17 protein-coding genes and 3 tRNA genes are annotated in these 17,690 nt (G+C 66.0%); 7 read left to right on the top strand and 13 right to left on the bottom strand.

Annotation, left to right across the window (positions count from 1 at the left end; translation table 11 throughout):
* Positions 1 to 44: 44 nt before the first annotated feature.
* The 4 genes from AC6H0R_RS03500 (at position 45) to AC6H0R_RS03485 (ending at position 1,086) form a co-directional block, all read left to right on the top strand.
* A tRNA-Gly gene (locus AC6H0R_RS03500) sits at positions 45 to 120 on the top strand.
* 63 nt (positions 121 to 183) lie between these two features.
* Positions 184 to 257: transfer RNA gene (locus AC6H0R_RS03495), tRNA-Cys, on the top strand.
* A gap of 8 nt (positions 258 to 265) precedes the next feature.
* Positions 266 to 341 (top strand) — tRNA-Gly (locus AC6H0R_RS03490).
* Between the two features lie 124 nt (positions 342 to 465).
* Positions 466 to 1,086 carry a hypothetical protein gene (locus AC6H0R_RS03485; protein WP_497579954.1) on the top strand — a complete coding sequence of 207 codons (621 nt, stop codon included), beginning with the start codon at positions 466 to 468 and terminating at the stop codon, positions 1,084 to 1,086.
* A 106-nt stretch (positions 1,087 to 1,192) separates the two neighbouring features.
* On the opposite strand, the gene AC6H0R_RS03480 is transcribed toward AC6H0R_RS03485, so the two are convergent.
* A complete protein-coding gene (locus tag AC6H0R_RS03480; RefSeq protein WP_497579953.1) occupies positions 1,193 to 2,755 on the bottom strand; it encodes an AAA family ATPase in 1,563 nt (520 codons plus the stop codon).
* Positions 2,756 to 2,889: 134 nt separating this feature from the next.
* On the opposite strand from AC6H0R_RS03480, the gene AC6H0R_RS03475 reads away from it, so the two are divergent.
* Positions 2,890 to 3,189, top strand: a complete 300-nt coding sequence (locus AC6H0R_RS03475; RefSeq protein ID WP_497579952.1) for a hypothetical protein — start codon at positions 2,890 to 2,892, stop codon at positions 3,187 to 3,189.
* A gap of 41 nt (positions 3,190 to 3,230) precedes the next feature.
* Positions 3,231 to 3,683 carry a hypothetical protein gene (locus AC6H0R_RS03470; protein ID WP_497579951.1) on the top strand — a complete coding sequence of 151 codons (453 nt, stop codon included), beginning with the start codon at positions 3,231 to 3,233 and terminating at the stop codon, positions 3,681 to 3,683.
* A gap of 154 nt (positions 3,684 to 3,837) precedes the next feature.
* Here AC6H0R_RS03470 and AC6H0R_RS03465 read toward each other — a convergent pair whose 3' ends face one another.
* Together AC6H0R_RS03465 and AC6H0R_RS03460 are read right to left on the bottom strand one after the other, a co-directional pair.
* Complete coding sequence (locus AC6H0R_RS03465; protein WP_497579950.1) at positions 3,838 to 5,001, bottom strand: CaiB/BaiF CoA transferase family protein; 1,164 nt, start codon at positions 4,999 to 5,001, stop codon at positions 3,838 to 3,840.
* A gap of 158 nt (positions 5,002 to 5,159) precedes the next feature.
* Positions 5,160 to 6,053: a LysR family transcriptional regulator gene (locus AC6H0R_RS03460; RefSeq protein WP_497579949.1), complete on the bottom strand. Its 894-nt coding sequence runs from the start codon at positions 6,051 to 6,053 to the stop codon at positions 5,160 to 5,162.
* Between the two features lie 93 nt (positions 6,054 to 6,146).
* On the opposite strand from AC6H0R_RS03460, the gene AC6H0R_RS03455 reads away from it, so the two are divergent.
* Positions 6,147 to 7,337 (top strand): alkaline phosphatase family protein, encoded by a 1,191-nt coding sequence (locus tag AC6H0R_RS03455; RefSeq protein WP_497579948.1) that lies wholly within the window; start codon positions 6,147 to 6,149, stop codon positions 7,335 to 7,337.
* Between the two features lie 88 nt (positions 7,338 to 7,425).
* Here AC6H0R_RS03455 and AC6H0R_RS03450 read toward each other — a convergent pair whose 3' ends face one another.
* The 10 genes from AC6H0R_RS03450 to AC6H0R_RS03405 form a co-directional block, all read right to left on the bottom strand.
* On the bottom strand, positions 7,426 to 8,169 hold the full coding sequence (locus AC6H0R_RS03450; protein WP_497579947.1) for an HvfC family RiPP maturation protein: 744 nt from the start codon (positions 8,167 to 8,169) through the stop codon (positions 7,426 to 7,428).
* On the bottom strand, positions 8,166 to 9,023 hold the full coding sequence (locus tag AC6H0R_RS03445) for an HvfB family MNIO-type RiPP peptide maturase (protein WP_497579946.1): 858 nt from the start codon (positions 9,021 to 9,023) through the stop codon (positions 8,166 to 8,168). Before AC6H0R_RS03445 ends, AC6H0R_RS03450 begins: the two co-directional genes overlap by 4 nt.
* 66 nt (positions 9,024 to 9,089) lie before the next feature.
* Positions 9,090 to 9,377 carry a hypothetical protein gene (locus tag AC6H0R_RS03440; RefSeq protein WP_497579945.1) on the bottom strand — a complete coding sequence of 96 codons (288 nt, stop codon included), beginning with the start codon at positions 9,375 to 9,377 and terminating at the stop codon, positions 9,090 to 9,092.
* Positions 9,378 to 9,622: 245 nt separating this feature from the next.
* Entirely contained in the window at positions 9,623 to 10,039 is a 417-nt protein-coding gene (locus AC6H0R_RS03435; RefSeq protein WP_497579944.1) for an ExbD/TolR family protein, read from the bottom strand.
* Entirely contained in the window at positions 10,039 to 10,884 is an 846-nt protein-coding gene (locus AC6H0R_RS03430) for a MotA/TolQ/ExbB proton channel family protein (RefSeq protein ID WP_497579943.1), read from the bottom strand. Before AC6H0R_RS03430 ends, AC6H0R_RS03435 begins: the two co-directional genes overlap by 1 nt.
* Before the next feature lie 55 nt (positions 10,885 to 10,939).
* On the bottom strand, positions 10,940 to 11,680 hold the full coding sequence (locus AC6H0R_RS03425) for an energy transducer TonB (protein WP_497579942.1): 741 nt from the start codon (positions 11,678 to 11,680) through the stop codon (positions 10,940 to 10,942).
* Between the two features lie 462 nt (positions 11,681 to 12,142).
* Positions 12,143 to 14,638 (bottom strand): TonB-dependent siderophore receptor, encoded by a 2,496-nt coding sequence (locus AC6H0R_RS03420; RefSeq protein WP_497579941.1) that lies wholly within the window; start codon positions 14,636 to 14,638, stop codon positions 12,143 to 12,145.
* 117 nt (positions 14,639 to 14,755) lie between these two features.
* A complete protein-coding gene (locus tag AC6H0R_RS03415) occupies positions 14,756 to 15,721 on the bottom strand; it encodes a FecR domain-containing protein (RefSeq protein WP_497579940.1) in 966 nt (321 codons plus the stop codon).
* On the bottom strand, positions 15,711 to 16,217 hold the full coding sequence (locus AC6H0R_RS03410) for a sigma-70 family RNA polymerase sigma factor (RefSeq protein ID WP_497579939.1): 507 nt from the start codon (positions 16,215 to 16,217) through the stop codon (positions 15,711 to 15,713). Before AC6H0R_RS03410 ends, AC6H0R_RS03415 begins: the two co-directional genes overlap by 11 nt.
* 174 nt (positions 16,218 to 16,391) lie before the next feature.
* Entirely contained in the window at positions 16,392 to 17,681 is a 1,290-nt protein-coding gene (locus AC6H0R_RS03405) for an LLM class flavin-dependent oxidoreductase (RefSeq protein WP_497579938.1), read from the bottom strand.
* Positions 17,682 to 17,690 lie beyond the last annotated feature (9 nt).

Below are 17,690 nucleotides of genomic sequence, written 5' to 3'. Positions count from 1 at the left end.
GCTTGACAGTGCTTCGGCGCTCACTATAATGGCGGTCTTCCCGAGCGGGAGTAGCTCAGTTGGTAGAGCGCAACCTTGCCAAGGTTGAGGTCGAGAGTTCGAGACTCTTCTCCCGCTCCAGAGTTTTTCGGAATTGCCTCAGGTGGTTCCGCCCGAGCGTGGCGCATCGGGAGCCGGTACGTTGGCGCGATGGCAGAGTGGTTATGCAGCGGCCTGCAAAGCCGTGTACCCCGGTTCGATTCCGAGTCGCGCCTCCAGAAGTAAAGCGGGAGTAGCTCAGTTGGTAGAGCGCAACCTTGCCAAGGTTGAGGTCGAGAGTTCGAGACTCTTCTCCCGCTCCAGATAATGCAAAAGGCCCAAACCCAGGTTTGGGCCTTTTGTTTTTTGCCGCAATGTTTCCGTACAGGCTGGCCGCATGCGGAACATGCCCTGGCATCTCGAGTGAATGACGAAGGAACGCGGGCGATGGATATTGCATTCCTCCTGTTGACGGTTTTCGTGGTCTGGCAGGTGCTGCGCGTGCGTTACCAGCGCGCGCACATTGCTTTGCTGGGCCGGCATCTGGCCAATCTGCGGCTCGAAAAGCACATGGAAACCCTGACCCAGGGCTACACCCGCGCCATCGGCGAAGACTCGGAATCCCGCCGGCTTCAGGTGCTGGAAACCTTTGCCCAGACCGAACACGCAGTGGCCGCGCAGGTGCAGTCGCTGGCAGACGCCATGCGCAAGGAAAGCGAGCAGGCCACGGCAATGGGGACGCTGGCCTTCTGCGTGCCGTACGTGGAGCGCGTGCTGCCTGCGGCGGCGCGGGATTTTCGTGCGCTGCTGCGCATCCACGCGGCGGGGCTGCGCCATGTGGTGGACAACGAGGCGCAGCTCGACCCGAAAACGCGCGCCTTCCATCTGTCGGCCGAGCTGTATCTCTTCCAGCACAGCTGCCACTGGTTCTGCAAATCCCGCGCCGTGGCCGATGCCCGGCTGATCATGCGGCATCAGGTGCAGCATCAGAAGGCACTGGATTCGGTGTCGGACGTGACGCGCAAGGCCTATCGGGCTTGGTTGCAGGGCCATGCCATTCAAGGCTGATTGAACGGCCTGCGGTTGCAGGGGCGCACACGTCCTGCGTTCCGTAGCTGAAAAAAGAACGGGCAGATCGCCGGATCTGCCCGTTCTTACGTCTACCACTTCGTCTTCAGTCCGCCATCACGCAGCGCTCCGCCGCCCACGCGCGCAAGTCGGCCACCCGCTCTGCCATGACCACCGACAGCGGCCGCGTGCGCGCCAGTTCGGTCAGCAGCATGGCCATGTCCGGGTTGCGGTTGTCGGGCAGGGCTTCGTAGAGCATCGACACCACCGCCTGCTCGATTTCTGCACCCGACAGGCCGGGCGAGCCTTCGGCCAACGCGCGCAAGTCGAAGCCCTCCAGCGGCAGGCGGTGGCGGTTCAGGTGAATGCGGAAGATGGTCTCTCGCGCCGGTGCGTCCGGCAGGTCGACGAAGAACAGCTCGTCGAAGCGGCCCTTGCGCACCAGCTCCGGCGGCAGCGCGTGCACCTCGTTGGCGGTCGCGACGATGAAGATGCGCGAGCTGCGCTCGGCCATCCAGGTCAGCAGGGTGCCCAGCACGCGGCGCGACACGCCGCCGTCGCCGCCCGAGGCATCCGCCGACAGGCCTTTCTCGATTTCGTCGATCCACAGCACGATGGGCTGCATGCCCTCGGCCGCCGCCAGCGCGTCGCGCAGCTTGCGCTCGGTCTCGCCGTGGAACTTGTCGTACAGCGAGCCGATATCCAGCCGCACCAGCGGCACGCCCCATTCGGCCGCCGTGACCTTGGCCGCCAGGCTCTTTCCGGTGCCCTGCACGCCGGTGATCAGCACACCCTTGGGCGAGGGCAGGCCGGGACGCGAGACTTCGCCGAGAAAGATCGGCTTGCGCTGGTTGATCCAGCGCCGCAGCCGCAGCAGCCCGCCGATGGAGGCCGGGTTCTCGGGCGCGGTTTCCAGCGTCAGGCCGGGCGTGGTCTGCTGCTTGTATCTGGCCGCGCGCAGCAGGTCGTCGTGCGTCAGCGCGCCGTCGTTGCGCACCGACTGGCGCATCAGCAGCCGCACATCCTCCTCGCACAGGCCCGAGGCGTAGCGCACCAGCGCATCCTCCACCGCCGGGGTACGGCGCACCTTGTCGCCGTCGCGCTCGAACATCGCGATTTCCTCGCCGAGGATCTCGCGGATGCGCGTCTCCTCCGGCAAGGAGAGCGCCACATGCGCCGAATGCCGCGCCAGCTTCGGCGGCAATTCCACCTGCGGCCCCACCAGCACCAGCGTGCGCTGATCCACCGGGTGATCCAGCGCAATCTCGCGCAGTCGCCGCAGCACCACCGGGTCTTCCAGATGGCGCTGCACGTCGAGCAGTACATACAGCCCGCGCTGCCCGCGCTCGTCGATGAACTTGAGTGCCGACGCCAGCGCCTGCGTGTCCGGCACCACGCGTTCGCCATCCGGGCCGCGTTCGTGCGTGTCGCGCCAGTCGTCCTGCAGTGAAAGGTCGGGTCGGTTCAGCCCGCGGCTTGTCGGCGCCGCGCCGTAAGCAAAGCCCGGCTGCGTCAGCCCGCCAGCGGCCGACCAGCGATACAGCGGCAGATTCTGATCACGCGCCAGATCCTCCAGCAGCCGCATCGCGCGGGTTTCTTCCATCGTCTCGATCTCGATGATCGGCGTGACGGAGCGGATCAGGGCCTTGAGGTCGCGGAGGTCGTTCATGATGTTTGGGTCGAAATGCTGGGCGAGCTATAGTAGCTCTTCGATTACCCCGGCGCGACTTCCTATTTTGAGCGTTCTGGTCTGAGTGCTTCGAGTTGATTCAGGGTTGCTAAGGCGGATTGCGGAGTGAATTTATGAGTTCAGTGTATTTTCTTGCGCTGGTAGGAGGAGTTCTGGGTGGTGGCGTTGCTTTCGCTTTTGCGTTTACAAGAGATCACTATAAGAACAACAAGTACAAAATTAAGTCCTCTTTAGAAGTTCTCGGGGGAGGGGTGACCGCTTGTGTTTTGATTCCTGCTCTGTTCTCGAGCCTAGAGAGTGCCGCGTCGATAGTAGCTTTAGGATTTGGGGTGGGGGCAGCTTGGTCGGCGATTTTGCAAGGCTTCCGCTCTTGGATTACTCGAGTAATTAAAGCCGCATTGGGGGGTGTATGAGCTTAAAAGCCTTTCTGCTTCGATGCGTGCATGGTTGTGGAATGACGAATCTGTCTGATCAAGAGGTGGAAGACTACTTGTCATTAAACTCCGAAGTTCTGAAAGAGGATGATTTGGATATCTCTGGGGTGAGGTTTAGCAGGTATTCAATTGATGAGATTCCGACAGTATTTCGGCTTGGAAGGCGTGACGATGAAACCTATGTAGTAGATATCTCAGAGGTTTTTGCGGTTCTTCGTTCGCATGACTCCATGGTTTTCGACGTCAACAAAAAGTTGAACGATATGAATTGGGTCAAGAGTAGTAGTGTTTTTTACTCGGACTTGTCCACTATACGGCGCCATGTTGAAGTGGTGATCGAGCACGAACGAATTTTGGAAAGACTTCTTGATAAGGTCGAGAAATCTGTTCGAGAGGCCGGGGTGAATGAAGATAGCGATAGAGCCGTTGCGGAGTTAAGCCGCATCAAACAGTTGCTGGCTTCCGAAAGATAGGGGTGCGTCTACATAAGCTGAGCGCTTATCAGACTTTGGCCTTCAGCTGACTTGGCAATTCGTACTTTTAAAGATCAATTTGTTCGCCCGAATCGCACTGAGGGCGATTCGGGCCAAAGCGTCGGCGTTGGGCGCGGAGATGCGGAGTTTCCGCTTACGAGACCTTCACCCCGATCTCCGCTGCAATCTCCTCATTATGTTCCCCTAGCAGCGGCGGGTGCCGACGTACCTGTTGCGGGGTGCCGAGCATCTTCACCGGGAAGCCGATGTTCTTGACCTTGCCCTCGATGGGGTGGTCGATCTCCATGCACATGCCGCGGTGCTGGCCGTGCTCGCTGCCGAAGGCTTCCGGGTAGGACAGGATCGGGCCGGCCGGAATCTTGGCGGCGAGCATCAGTTCGATCCATTCGTCGGCGTTCTTCTTGGCGAATTCTTCTTCCAGCGCTTCGATCAGCAGTTCGCGGTTTTTCAGACGCTGCGCGATGGTGGCGAATTCGGGCTGGGTGGCGAGTTCGGGCTGGCCGATGAGTTCGCACAGCTGGGTCCACAGCTTCTGGTTGGTGGCACCCATCACGAAATAGCCGTCCTTGGCCTTTACGGCCTGGTAGGGCGCACTCATCTTGTTGGCGGTGCCTACCGGCTCGGGCATTTCGCCGTTGCCCCAGTAGGCCGACATGTCCCAGATCGAGAAGGCCATCGCGGCGTCGAACAGCGAGGCGTCGATGTGCTGGCCTTCGCCGCTCTTCTGCGCGCCGATGTAGGCCGACAGCAGGCCGTAGGTGGCGAACAGGGCGCAGCCGATGTCGGCCACCGGCACGCCGGCCTTGACCGGCTTGCCGCCGGGGTAGCCGGTGACGCTCATCACGCCGGTCATGGCCTGCGCCATCAGGTCGAAACCGGGGCGCATGGCCCACGGGCCGCTCTGGCCGAAGCCCGAGATGCTCACATAAACGATCTTGGGGTTGATGGCCTTGATGGTTTCGTAGTCGATGCGCAGGCGCTGGACCACGCCGGGGCGGTAGTTCTCGACGATCACGTCGGCGGTCCTGGCCAGTTCGTAGAAGAACTCGCGGCCTTCGTCGCTCTTGAGGTCGAGGGAGAGCGAGCGCTTGTTCCGGTTCATGTTGAGGAAGCCCATGCTGTCCGGGCCCTTCATCTTGAAGCCCATCGCGCCGCGCGTCTGGTCGCCTTCGGGCGGCTCGACCTTGATCACGTCTGCGCCGAGGTCTGCCAGCAGCATGCAGGCGAAGGGGCCGGCCATGACCTGGCTGACGTCGAGTACGCGGATGCCTTCGAGGGGGAGTTTCTTGGCGGACATGACTGGAGGTTCCTTTCTGGGAGCGTGAGCAGAGGCCCGCAGGATGGCGGGCAGGCAATGAGTTCAGGAAGGACTATCGTCGCTCGGGCCGACGGCGGCAACGACGTGTTGCGCATGGCTGGTTTCGCAAATTGCGAAAGCGAGGTCGGCGGTAACGCTCAAGGTGCGGCGGGGCCGATCAGCTCCTGCACCACGTTCTCCAGCGTCTGCGCCTGCGCATGGCCCGCGACGCGCGACAGCACGAAGCGGCGGTGGTGCCAGTCGCCATCCAGTTCGACGCTGCCGAGCCCGGATTCCGGCCGGAAACTCGCCAGCACGTCCGGCGGCATCAGCCCCACGCCGAGTCCGTTGCGCACCAGCGCCAGCATGGAGTCGAAGCCCGACACCTCGAAGTCATTGGAGAAGGGTTTGCCGCGGCTCAGATAGGCGCGCTGCACCGCCGTGAGAATGGCCGAGCCGCGCCCGAGGCTCACCACCGGCAGTTCCAGCAGCGCGTCCAGCCCCAGCGGCGCACCGTCGAAGCGGTAGTGCGCCTTGCTGTAGACCAGCACCAGCCGGTCGTTGCGGTAGGGCAGCTTCTCCATGTCGAGGTAGCCGCTGCGGTGCTCGTAGATGCCGATGTCGACCACCTTGTCGCGCAGCATCTGCTGCACGATCTGGCTGTTTTCCTCAATCACGCGCAGCGCCACGCCGGGAAAGCGGCGGCGCACGCGCGCCATGTCCTGCGCCAGAAAGGGAATCACCACGGCCTTTGGGGCGCCGATCAGGATGCGGCCGCTCAGGCCTTCGTGCAGCGCCTTGGCGTCGCCTTCCAGGCGCACGACCAGGTTGTCGATCTGGCGCAGGTGTTCGAGCAGGCGAGCGCCGGATTCGGTGACCACCACGCCATGCGGCAGGCGCTGGAATAGCTTGGTGCCGAGTTGCGCCTCCAGATCCGACACGCGCCGCGAGGCCGCCGCCACCGCCAGATCCAGCCGGTCGGCGGCGCGCGAGATGCTGCCGTGCTCGACGATGGCCATGATCAGCCGGACGGTTGCGGTATCGAACTTCACGAAGGCCTCCTGACGCGGGCGCGTGCCGGCCCGTGGGCGAACGATAGCGCATCGTGCCGCGCAGGCCGACCGGCTTTTGCTACGCTGCGGGGCATGGACGCCGCCGACTTCCCCCTCACCTTGCCCCGCGACAGCGTGCTGCCCGACTACGGCGCGGGCGGCCTGCATGGTCTGGTGGGCGCATTCGGCGCGTATCTCGATCGCGCGCCCGGCGTACCGCCGCTTGCAGACCTGCCCGCGGCGTCCGGGCGCACGCTGGTATTCCTGCTCATCGATGGCCTGGGCGATGTCTTCCTGCAGCGCTTCGGCGCAGGCAGTGTGCTGGCTGCGCACCGGCAGGGGCGCATCACCTCAGTGTTTCCGTCCACAACCTCTGCGGCCGTCACTGCAACGATGACCGGTCTGTCGCCGGCACAGCACGGGCTCACCGGCTGGTTCATCCGCGACCGGCGCTTCGGCGGCATCATCGCGCCGCTACCGCTGTATCGGCGTGGTGCGGATTCGTTGGCCGCACTGCGCCTGACCCAACGACTGTTTCCGTATCGCAGCCTGTACCAGCAGCGTGCACGGCCCAGCCTGTTGGTGTCGCCGCGCGAGATTGCCTGGTCGCGTTTTTCGAAGCGGCATGCGCGCGGGGCACGCATCGTCGGCTACGGACGCGGGCTGGACGGGTTGGTGGAGGCGGTGGCGAAGGGCGCCGGCGAGATGCGGCAGGCGGGCGGCGGCTACATCCACGCCTATTACCCGCTGTTCGACACGCTCAGCCACGAGTTCGGCGCGACCTCGCCGCAGGCGGTGGAGGAGTTCCGGCGCGTGGATGCGGCCTTTGCCACGTTGCTCGAACGCCTGAAAGGTCTCGACTGCGAGGTGGTGGTGACGGCCGACCATGGCTTCACCGACGCTTCGGACGAGCGCACCGTGGACATGGACGATCACCCCAAACTCATGGCCATGCTCGAATGCCCGCTGTGGGGCGAGCGCCGCGCGGCCTTCTGCGCCGTGAAGAAGGGGCACGAGGCGGAATTCGAGGCGGCTGCGGCCGAGGTGTTTGCCGGCAATGCGGTGGTGGCGCGATCAAGCGATCTGGTCGCCGCCGGGCTGTTCGGGCCGGGGCCGCTGAATGCGCGTCTGGCCGAACGCACCGGCACGCACACCTTGCTGATGGAGCCCGGCTGGACGGTGGTGGACAGCGTGCCGGGCGAACACCGGCACAGCATGATCGGCGTGCACGGCGGGCTGTCGCCAGATGAAATGTGGATTCCGTTGATCCGGGCGCAGTGCTGACTGGGCCTAGTCTCGTAGGGCGCAATAACCGAAGGGCATTGCGCCGTATGGGCCACACATCCGGCGGATTACGCTGCGCTAATCCGCCCTACGACGCAGCGCCGAGCACGATGCCCTGCGCCTGCAGATCGGCCAGCAGACCGGTGGCGAAGCCGCAAAGGGCTTGCGGATCAGGGTGCTGCAGTTCGGCGGCGAGTTGTTCGACCGCCGCACGGCCGGTGGCGGATTCGGCGAGCAGGTCGAGCAGGCGCGAAGTCACCGCATTCACTTCGGTAAAGCGCACGTCGCCGGCCTCGTTGCGATGCGCGACGATGAAGGTCGGCTGCGGTCTGCGCGGCCGGAAGTCCGGGCCGATGCGGTGCACCGGCCATGCATACGCCAGATTCATCATCGCCGGGTTGAGCACAACGCGGCTTCCCAGCAGGTCGCCGACCGGGTCGTGCGGCGGCAGCGGCGCTTCCATCACATCCACCGCCAACTCAGCCCATTCGTGGCGCGCCAGATCGGCCAGCCAGCGCGGGCGCGGCATGGCGATGTCGGCCTCATCCAGATAACGCACGAACTCGCGCGGAATCTCGCGGAACCACGGGGTGGCGAGTGGCCAGTCGCGGTAGAAGCAGCGGATCAGTCGCGTCCAGCGCGTTTCACCGAGCAGGCGGCGACACACCGGGAAACAGCGGTCGACGAAGCCGCGCACGTTGTTGAACAGCAGGCGCTCGTACACGCGACTGCGGCGCGCCGGCAGCCCGGCCGGGCGGGCCACGTGATGCGGGTCGCGCAGGTGGCGCGCGAAATCGCGCTGGAAATCGCGGAACGAAGCCGGCGCGTTCATGGCGCCACGCTCTGCAGGGCGGGCGCGTGCTGCGCCTGGATGGCGACGATGCGCTCGACCTCGGCGGCCAGTTCGGCCAGCGGCGGGAAGTCGAAGTCGCGTTCCAGACAGGTGGGCACCGTGCGCCCCAGCCGCGCGCAGGCGGCATCGAGCAGCGCCCACACCGGGTCGATCACGTCGGTGCCGTGCGTGTCGATGAGCAGGCCGTCGTCTTCCGCGTGGTGGCCGGCGACGTGCATGTAGGCCACGCGCTCCAGTGGCAGGGTGTCGAGGTAGGCGACGGGGTCGAAGCCGAAATTGCGGCTGTTCACGAAGACGTTGTTCACGTCCAGATGCAGCAGGCAGTCGGCCTCGCGCGCGACGGCGGCGACGAATTCCGGCTCGCTCATCTCGGCGCCCGGCGGGGCGAGGTAGGCCGAGGTGTTCTCGATGCCGATGCGCATGCCGAGGATGTCCTGCGCGCGGCGGATGCGTTCGGCCACCCAGCGCACGGCTTCCTCCGTGAACGGGATCGGCAGCAGGTCATACAGGTGATGCGCGTCGGCGCACCACGACAGATGTTCGGTGTACAGCGTGATGCCGTGCTCGCGCATGAAGGCGCGCACGCGGCGCAGCAGGGCTTCGTCGAGCGGGCCGGGGCCGCCGAGCGACAGCGACAGGCCGTGACAGACAAAGGGAAAACGTTCGGTGAATTCGCGCAGCTCAAGTGCGCTGCGGCCGCCGACACCGGCCCAGTTCTCTGGCGCGATCTCGAAGAAGCCGACGGCGGACGGCACGCCCTGTTCGCGCAGCGGGGCGATCAACTCGCGGCGAAAGCCGAGGCCGGCGCCGGATGGAGTGCGTTCGACAGGCATCGCGAATCTCCGTCAAACGGCGACGAGGCCGCAGCCCCGTCGCCGGTACTCAGACAGCGGGCGGAATTACTTCTTGCCGCCGCAGGAGGCTTCGCCTTTCTTGTCATCCTTGGCGCCGCACTTGGCTTCTTCCTTCTTGTCGTCCTTGGCACCGCACTTGGCTTCTTCTTTCTTGTCGCCCTTGGCGCCGCACTTGGCCTCTTCGCCTTTCGCGTGGTTGGCCGCAACCTGATAGCCGGACGACAGCGAGGAAGCCGAGAACGGGTTCTCGGCTGTCGCGGCCACCGCGCCCATCGAGGCGAGGGCGAAAGTGGAGCCGAGGGCGAGCGAGACGAGTTTCTGTTTGCTGGACATGCTGATCTCCTTCTGTGGGTTGGATGAACATCGGCAACGATGCCTTCGCGGAGGAGGAGCGAGGGCTACGTTTGCGTGACGTCCGTGGCTTCGTCGGGCGGCTGCGCGATTCCTTACAGCGGTTCGCGATTTTTTCTGCGAGGCCGCATGCCGCGAAACCAGTGGTGAGAGACGCGCAATGCGGAACGGTTCCGCCCGGCTGCCCGCAGCGCTGAAGATTATGTCGCTGTGAGCAGCCGCTGAACCTACTGCTGAGGGTCGGTTACAAACCCGAGCTTCTGCATGCCGGCGCGCTGAGCTGCGGCCATGACCTTGATGACGCGCTCGTATTCCACGCTGCGGTCGCCGCGCACGTGGATCTCGGGTTGAGGATCCTCCAGCGCGACCTGGGTCAGACGCGCCTCGAGCATGTCCTGGTCGATCAGGTCCTCGTTCCAGTGCAGTCCGCCGTCGGCCGTGATGGCGATGGTGACTGTGCGTGGCTCGACCACGTTGGGCTCGTTGGCCGCGCGCGGCAGGTCAAGCTTCACCGAGTGCGTCATCACCGGCACGGTGATGATGAAGATGATGAGCAGCACCAGCATGATGTCGACCAGCGGGATCATGTTGATCTCGCTCATCTCGGTCTCGCCGGTGTCCTCCAGTCCGCTGCCGAAAGCCATCAGGAAGCCTCCCGCTTGGCATGCGCCACGCGCAGCTTGTTGGCGCGTACCGGGGCGCCGGTGACCATCAGCGCATGCAGGTGGTGGGCGAAACGGTTGAGCTGGCCCATCACGCCCTTGTTGGTGCGCACCAGCGCGTTGTAGCCGATCACCGCCGGGATCGCCACGGCCAGGCCGAAGGCGGTCATGATCAGCGCCTCACCGACCGGGCCGGCCACCTTGTCGATGCCGGCATTGCCCGACACACCGATGCCGACCAGCGCGTGATAGATGCCCCATACAGTGCCGAACAGGCCCACGAACGGCGCGACCGAGCCGACCGAGGCCAGCACCGACAGACCGCTGTGCATGCGCTCTGCGCTCTCATCGATGGTGGTGCGCAGGCAGGCCGTGAGCCACTCGGCGAGGCTCAGCTGGCCGTGCAGTTCTTCGCGGCGTGCGGCGTGGTGATCGCAGGCGTGGCCACCCTCTTCGACCAGACGGCGGAAAGGGTTGGTGCTGGCGTCGCCGCCCATCAGGTTGAGGCCTTCTTCTACGCTCTGCGCGTGCCAGAACGTCTGCGCGCGTTGGGCGGCGCGCTTGAGGCGCATGGCGCGCAGCGTGCGCGTGATGATCACGTACCACGACGCGATGGACATCACGAACAGCATGATGGCCACGGCCTTGATGACCAGATCGCCCTGCGCCCACAGCGCTTCGATGCCGTAGGGGTTGGCCATCAGCGTGTCGGCCGCGTCGGGGCCGGGCACCGGCAGCGTGGTGCTTGTCTCGGGAATGCCCGCCTTGGCCGCGGCGCCATCGGGTGGCATCGTGCCGGGGGCGGAGGATGCGGTTTCTTCGTTCATGGTGGTTTTCCTTGTTTGCTTGGGGCCCCTGCGAGCGCCCCGTGTGAATCGGTAATCAGTTGGTCAGCGAGAAAACGATCGGCTGCACATACCAGAAGGCAATCGGCTTGCCGCCACGCGTGGCCGGCACGTAGCGCCAGCGCTCCACGGCGTTCATCGCCGCGTCATCGAGGCGGCGGTGGCCGCTCGACTCGCGCAGCTTCACCTCGCTTACCGAGCCGTCCGGCTGGATATGCACGTCGAGCAGCACGCGACCTTCCTCACGCATGCGGCGCGACAGCGACGGATACGGCGGCGCCGGGTTGTTGAGGTGTGAGGCCTCGATGCGCGGTGGCGTGAACGGCGTCTCCGAAGGCGGCCCCGCAGGCCCCGGCGGGGGCGGCCGATGAGGCTTGGCCGGCGGCGCCTCCTTCTGCGGTGGTGTTTCCGGTGCCGGAGGCGGTGGCGGCGGTGGCGGCTCGACTTCCTCTACCGGAATCTCGATGGCCTTCTCCGACGGCGGCAAAGGCGGCGGCGGGGGCAGCGGTTTCGGCTTCGGCTTGGGTACCGGCTTGGGCTCGGGAGGCTTGGGCTTCGGCGGTTCCGGTTTCGGCTCGGGCTTGGGCGGCGGAGGTGGCGGCGGGGGAGGCTTGGGCACCGGCGGCACGACGGCCTCCGATGGCACCAGCACGCCCTGCATCGTCGGCTGTACGACTTCCGACGGACTCTGCTGGAGCGTGTACGTAGCCCACACCACGACGCCGATGTGCAGTGCCGTCACCGCGACCAGCGTTGAGCCGCGTTCGAAGCTGCTCATCGCAGCGCTCCGGGCTTGTACAGGGCGGGTGGGCGCGGAAGGCGCTGAAAGAAAGAACGGCTGTGTTGCATGGGTGATTCGGGATTCCTGTCGAAAATCATGGCGCCCGAGGGCGCCACGGAACAGCGGGCCGGCGGGTGTCGCAACAAGGCGAAGGCCCGCATCGAACCAGAGAAGAGAATGATTTGCAACTGCATTTGCGTTTGGGGCGGAGGTGCCCGGCCCTCACATCACGCTTTCATGCGGCGTTTCCGGTGGCTGAAGCTGGCGTCACGCCATTGATACCGGCGGGATACGCATTGCAATTGAGTGCTCTCATCAGACATGTCGTATGAGCGGCCCGAAAAGCGCGTCCGGATACAAATTGTTTCATGTCGTACCGGGCCTCCGATGCAGCGAAGCCCGTCGTCAGCCTGACCGGGCCGACGACGGGCTTCACCTGTTGTCTGACACAGCGCAGGCTTACCAGCGATAGCTCAGGGTGCCGCTGATCTTGCGGCCTTCGCCCCAGTAGCAGCTGGTGGTCGTCGACAGGCAGGTGCTGACGTAGCGCTTGTCGAAGAGGTTGTTGATGTTCAGCGCGAATTCCAGCCCATCCAGATCGGCGTTCTGCTGACCGAAGTCGTAGCGCAGCGCGAGGTCGGTGAGCGTGTAGTCGGGGACGTCGGTGGTGTTGGCGTTGTTGCCCCAGGTCTGCCCCATGTAGCGCACGCCGCCGCCGACGCTGACGCCGGTCAGCTGCCCTCCGAAGCGGTAATTGGCCCACAGCGAAGCCTGATGCCGCGGCACGAAGGACAGGCGGTTGCCCTGGTTGCTGGTGCCGCTGCCGGTCGGATTGTCCTTGGTGATCTCGCTGTCGGTGTGGGCGTAGGAGGCGATCAGCGTGAGCTGTTCGGAGAGTTCGAACTTGCCCTCGACCTCGAAGCCGCGCATGCGCACTTCACCGGACTGCACGCGGAAGCTGGTGTTCACCGGGTCGGGCGTGAGCACGTTCTGCTGCGTGAGCTGGTACACCGACAGCGTCAGCAGCGAGCGCGAATCCGCGGGCTGGTACTTCACGCCGGCCTCGATCTGCTGGCCGGTGGTGGGGTCGAAGGCGTTGCCGTCGCGGTCGGTGCCGCCGGCCGGCTGGAACGAGGTCGAGTAGCTCACATACGGATTGACGCCGTTCTCGAAGGCATAGGCGGCGCCCAGCCGGCCGGTGAACTCGCGGTCCTTCTGCTTGACGCGGGTGGTGGTGCCCGGCGTCACCATGTGCGTCACGGTGTCCGTGTTGGCGCGGTCGTAGCGGCCGCTGGCGGTGATCGTGAGCTTGTCGATCTCGATCTGGTCCTGCGCGTACAGACCGACCTGCGAGAGCTTCTGGTCGATCAGCATGCCGGGGCCGGGGCGGCTGACCGGCGTGCCGTAGACCGGGTCGTAGGCGTTGAAGGGCGTGCCGAGGATGCTCAGCTGCGATTCCTCGAAGGCACTCTTTTCACGCGAGTAGTCCACCCCCAGCAGCAGCGTGTGCTTTGCGCGGCCGGTGTCGAAGCGGGCGATGGCCTGGTTGTCGATGGTGAACAGCTTCGAGGTTTCCGGGAACGCCCACGCGTAGCGCAGCAGCGCCGACGGGTCGCAACTGGCGGCGCTGGGGCAGTAGGCCTGCACGCGCTGGGTGTCGGTATCGACTTCCATGTAGCGCATGTTCTGGCGCAGGGTCCAGCGTTCGGACAGCGCATGTTCCAGCTCGTAGCCGACCGACCATTGCTCGTTCTTGAAGTGGTCGTAGCCCGGTTCGCCGACGAAGGTGTCGCGCGGCAGACGCGGATAGGTGTCGGTGTCGAGCGTGCCGTTGAGCGGCAGGGCCGGCGCGCCGCCGCCTCCCGGCGAGTCGATCTTCTGGTACTCGGCCAGCAGGGTCAGCGTGGTGTCGTCGGTCGGGCGCAGGCTCAGCGACGGGGCGAAATAGCGTTTGCGTTCTTCCACGTGGTCGAACGAGGTCTTGCCGTCGCGCACCACGCCCACCAGGCGGTAGCTCACGTCGTCGCTGTCGCCCACCGGGCCGCCGAGGTCGAGCCCGATCTGCTTGCGGTCGTGGCTGCCGAGCTGGAGCTGGATCTCGCGGACGGGCTCGTCGGTGGGGCGCTTGCGCACCATGTTCACCAGCCCGCCCGGTGCCGCCTGGCCGTACAGCACCGAGGCCGGGCCCTTGAGCACTTCGACGCGTTCCAGTCCGAAGGTCTCGACGCGTGGCTGCGCATAGCCGCGCGCGCCGAAGGGCAGGCGCAGGCCGTCGAGGTAGCGCGCCGGGGTGAAGCCGCGCACCGTCAGCCAGTCGTGGCGCACATCGTTGTCACCGTATTGGCCGACCACGCCGGGGGTATAGCCCAGCGCCGAGGTGATCGACTGCACGCCCTGGTCGGCCATCTGCTCGGCAGAAATTACGGAAATGCTCTGCGGGATCTTGGTCAGCGCCGCATCGGTCTTGCTGCCGGTGGCACTGCGCAGCGCCACATAACCAGGCACCGGGCCACGTGCCGTCTCGCGCTCCACGGTGTCGGTGACCGTGACCGGCGCGAGCTGCACATCGCCACCGGTCTTGCGCAGCAGATAGCCGTTGCCGCGCGCCACCGCCTCCAGGCCGGTGCCTGCCAGCAGCGTCTGCAGGGCGGCGTGCGTGGTGTAGCGGCCCTGCAGGCCAGGGCTTTGCAGGCCGGCCGTCAGTTCGCTGGAAAACGACAGCAGCAGGCCGCTCTCGGCGCCGAAGCGGTTCAGCGTGTCGGTCAGGCTGCCGGCCGGAATGGCGTATTCGCGGCTTGCCGTTTGCTGCGCGTGCACGGCGGAGACTGGCAATACGCCGGCCGTGACGGTCAGGCTGAGCAGCGCGCCGCGCAGCGCGCGGGTCAGCACGCGCTGGCGCAGGCCGGCGCGGATCGGGTGACGGGATGCGCGTGCCGCGCGCATGGCGTGCTTCATGGGGTTCCCCTTTCGTGAGATGGCTGGAAAACGATGCTTTCCTTATCCATGCCCCGCGAAAACGGAATCGGGATCATTCGCTACGCAAAAAATGCAGGTCGTCGCAAAGGCAGCAGCTCAGGCGGGGGAGAGTCGCGTTTCCGTGCCGCCCCACCAGCGACGGCGGCGCTCCAGCCTGAGCTGCAGGGCGGCGGCCAACAGATCGAGCACCGCGTCCGGGTCGGCCAGCGGATAGGTGCCGCTGACTTTCAGCTTGGCGAGTGAGACATCGCAGCGCACCGCCTGGCCGGTGAGGCGCGACAGTTCGGCCGCGAACGTGGCCAGCGGCATGTCTTCGGCGACGAGGATGCCGCGCGTCCACGCCGTGTCGGCCTCGCGGGCCGCAACGGGCGTCTCGGCGGCGAACTCGCTGAAGCGGGTCTGCTGGCCGGCTTGCAGCGTCAGCCCCGCGGCCGTGCCGCTGCGCGGTTCGATCATTACCGCGCCTTCGTACACCGCGACGTGGGTGTGCGTGCCTTCTGCGCGCACCGAATAGCGCGTGCCGAGTGCACGGGCGCGGCCCTGCGGCGCGTCTACAAAGAACGGCCGGCCGGCAGCGTCCGCCGCAGTGGTGATCAGGATTTCGCCTCGATGCAGCACCAGCCGGCGTGCGCCCGCCTCGAAGTGCACGTCGAGCGCGGTCTCGGCGTTGAGCTCGATACGGCTGCCGTCGGCCAGCGTGAGCTCACGCCGCTCGCCGGGGCCGGTGCGCAGGTCGGCGACCAGCAGCGGCAACTGCCCCGACTCGCGCGCGAGCCAGACACTGCCACCCGCAGCAATCAGCACCGCCAGCGCCTTGAGCGCACGCCGCCGCGACTTGCCCGGCGCCAGCGCGGCGCGGCTCAGTGCAGGCGGGACCTGACGCATGCGAGCGCCAAAGGCCTCCATCGCCATCCACGCCTGCCGGTGCTCGGGCGAGGCGTCGAGCCAGCGCTGCCAGCGAGCGCGCAGTTCGGGGTTGTCGCCATCGGCCTGCAGGTCGAGCAGCCACATGGCAGCCTGATGGCGGACCTCGCTCGGCTTGGTGGACGGATCAGGCGGCATCGTCGAAACAGCAGGCGACCAGCGCCCTGGCCACGTAGCGTTTGATGGTGGGCACAGACACCCCGAGCTGCGCCGCGATTTCGGCCTGCGGCAGGCCGTCGAGCTGTGATAGCAGAAAGGCGCGCCGGATCAGCGGTCCCAGCGCGTCCAGACGGCGGTCGATCTCGACCAGGGTTTCAATCAGTTCGGCCCGCATTTCGGGCGATGGCGCCGCGGCCTCGGGCAGGCGCGCCAGCGTATCGAGCCAGGCCTGTTCGATTTTCAGCCGCCGGAAATGATTGGCCACCAGCCCTTTGGCGATCGTGGTCAGAAACGCGCGCGGCTCGCGCAGCGTGACCGGTTCGTCGCGGTCGAGCAGGCGCAGAAAGGTGTCATGTGCAAGGTCGGCGGCCCGGTGCGAGCAGCCAAGCTTCTTGCGCAGCCAGCCCTGCAGCCAACCGTGATGCTCGGTGTAGAGGGTGACAACGGGATCGGTGGGGCGGGCAGCGGTGCTCACGAGTTTCTCCGGGAGGCGGGAGCGCTGGCTGGCCCGAGTCGGGTTGGCTGGCTATTTCGGATTGAGAATTGTTCTCATGTTAGCGCAGTCATGCGGAGGCTTGAAGAGGTGTGGACAAAAAGGAACGGCACCGCGAGGGTGCCGTTCGATTGCCGGAGGTCTGTGGCTCGGCGCTCAGGCGCGCGGTGGCCGGGGTAGGCCGAAGTGGCCGCGCAAGGTGGTGTGCTCGTAGTCCTTGCGGAACAGGCCGCGCTTTTGCAGCACCGGGATGACGTGGTCGACAAAGTCTTCCACGCTGCCGGGCTCGGCCGGGGGCATCAGGTTGAAGCCGTCGGCGCCGCCGTTGCGGTACCAGTGCTCCATCTTGTCGGCGATCTGCTCGGGCGTGCCGACCATGGTGCAGTGGCCGCCACCGGCCGCGAGCCGGCCGAGCAGCTGGCGCACGGTGGGTTGCTCGGTTTCGATGATGCGCAGCACCGTGGCGTAACGCCCCTTCGGGCCCTTGAAGGCTTCGAGCGGCGGCAGCGGCGGTACGGGGGCATCGAGCTCCCAGCTCATGCAGTCCTGGTCGATGAAGGTCTGTAACTGCCGCAGCGAGCTTTCGGTCGGCAGCAGTTCGTCGAGTTCGCGCTGCTTGGCCTTGGCCTCGGCTTCGGTGGAGCCGACGTAGGTGACCAGCCCGGGCAGGATCGGCACCGGCGCATCGCGCCCGGCCGCCTTCACGCTTTCACGAATCGAGTTGTAGTAGGCCTGCGCCGAGGGCAGGTCGTAGGCCACGGCGTAGATGGCCTCGGCGTACTTGCCGGCCAGCGCGCGGCCTTCGTCCGATGCGCCGGCCTGGATCAGCACCGGGTTGCCCTGCGGCGGGCGCGGCACGGTCAGCGGGCCGTCGACCAGGAAGTGCTGGCCGTGGTGATTGATATTGCGCACGCGCTCGGGGTCGGCATACAGGCCGTGGCGGTCGTTGAGCACGGCGCCGTCGTCCCAACTGTCCCACAGCGCCAGCACGGCCTCGATGAATTCGTCGGCGCGGGCATAGCGCTCGGCGTGGCCGGGCATGGATTCGTAGCCATGGTTGCGCGCCTCGGCGTCGAACATCGAGGTGACCACGTTCCAGCCCACTCGCCCGCCCGAGATGTGATCGAGCGAGCCGATCAGGCGTGCGGCGTGAAACGGCGTGTAGAAGGTGCTCGAAACCGTGCAGATCAGGCCGACGCGGCTGGTGGCGCGGGCCATGGCGGTGAGCATGGTGACCGGTTCGAGGAACCAGCGCGGGCCGTCAGTGAGATTGACGGCGGCGTGGCCGTCGGCCAGGAACACGGCGTCGAGCTTGCCGCGTTCGGCCAGTTGCGCCATTTCCTCGTAGAAGCGGATATCACCGAGGCGCTCGACCGGCGATGCCGGGTGGCGCCAGGCCGCGTTGTGGTGGCCGCAGCCGAACAGGAAGAGGTTGATGTGCATCATGGTCGTGGC

The organism is Pseudazoarcus sp. NS36 (genome assembly GCF_059703705.1).
This window is presented reverse-complemented; position numbering and strand designations above follow the sequence as displayed.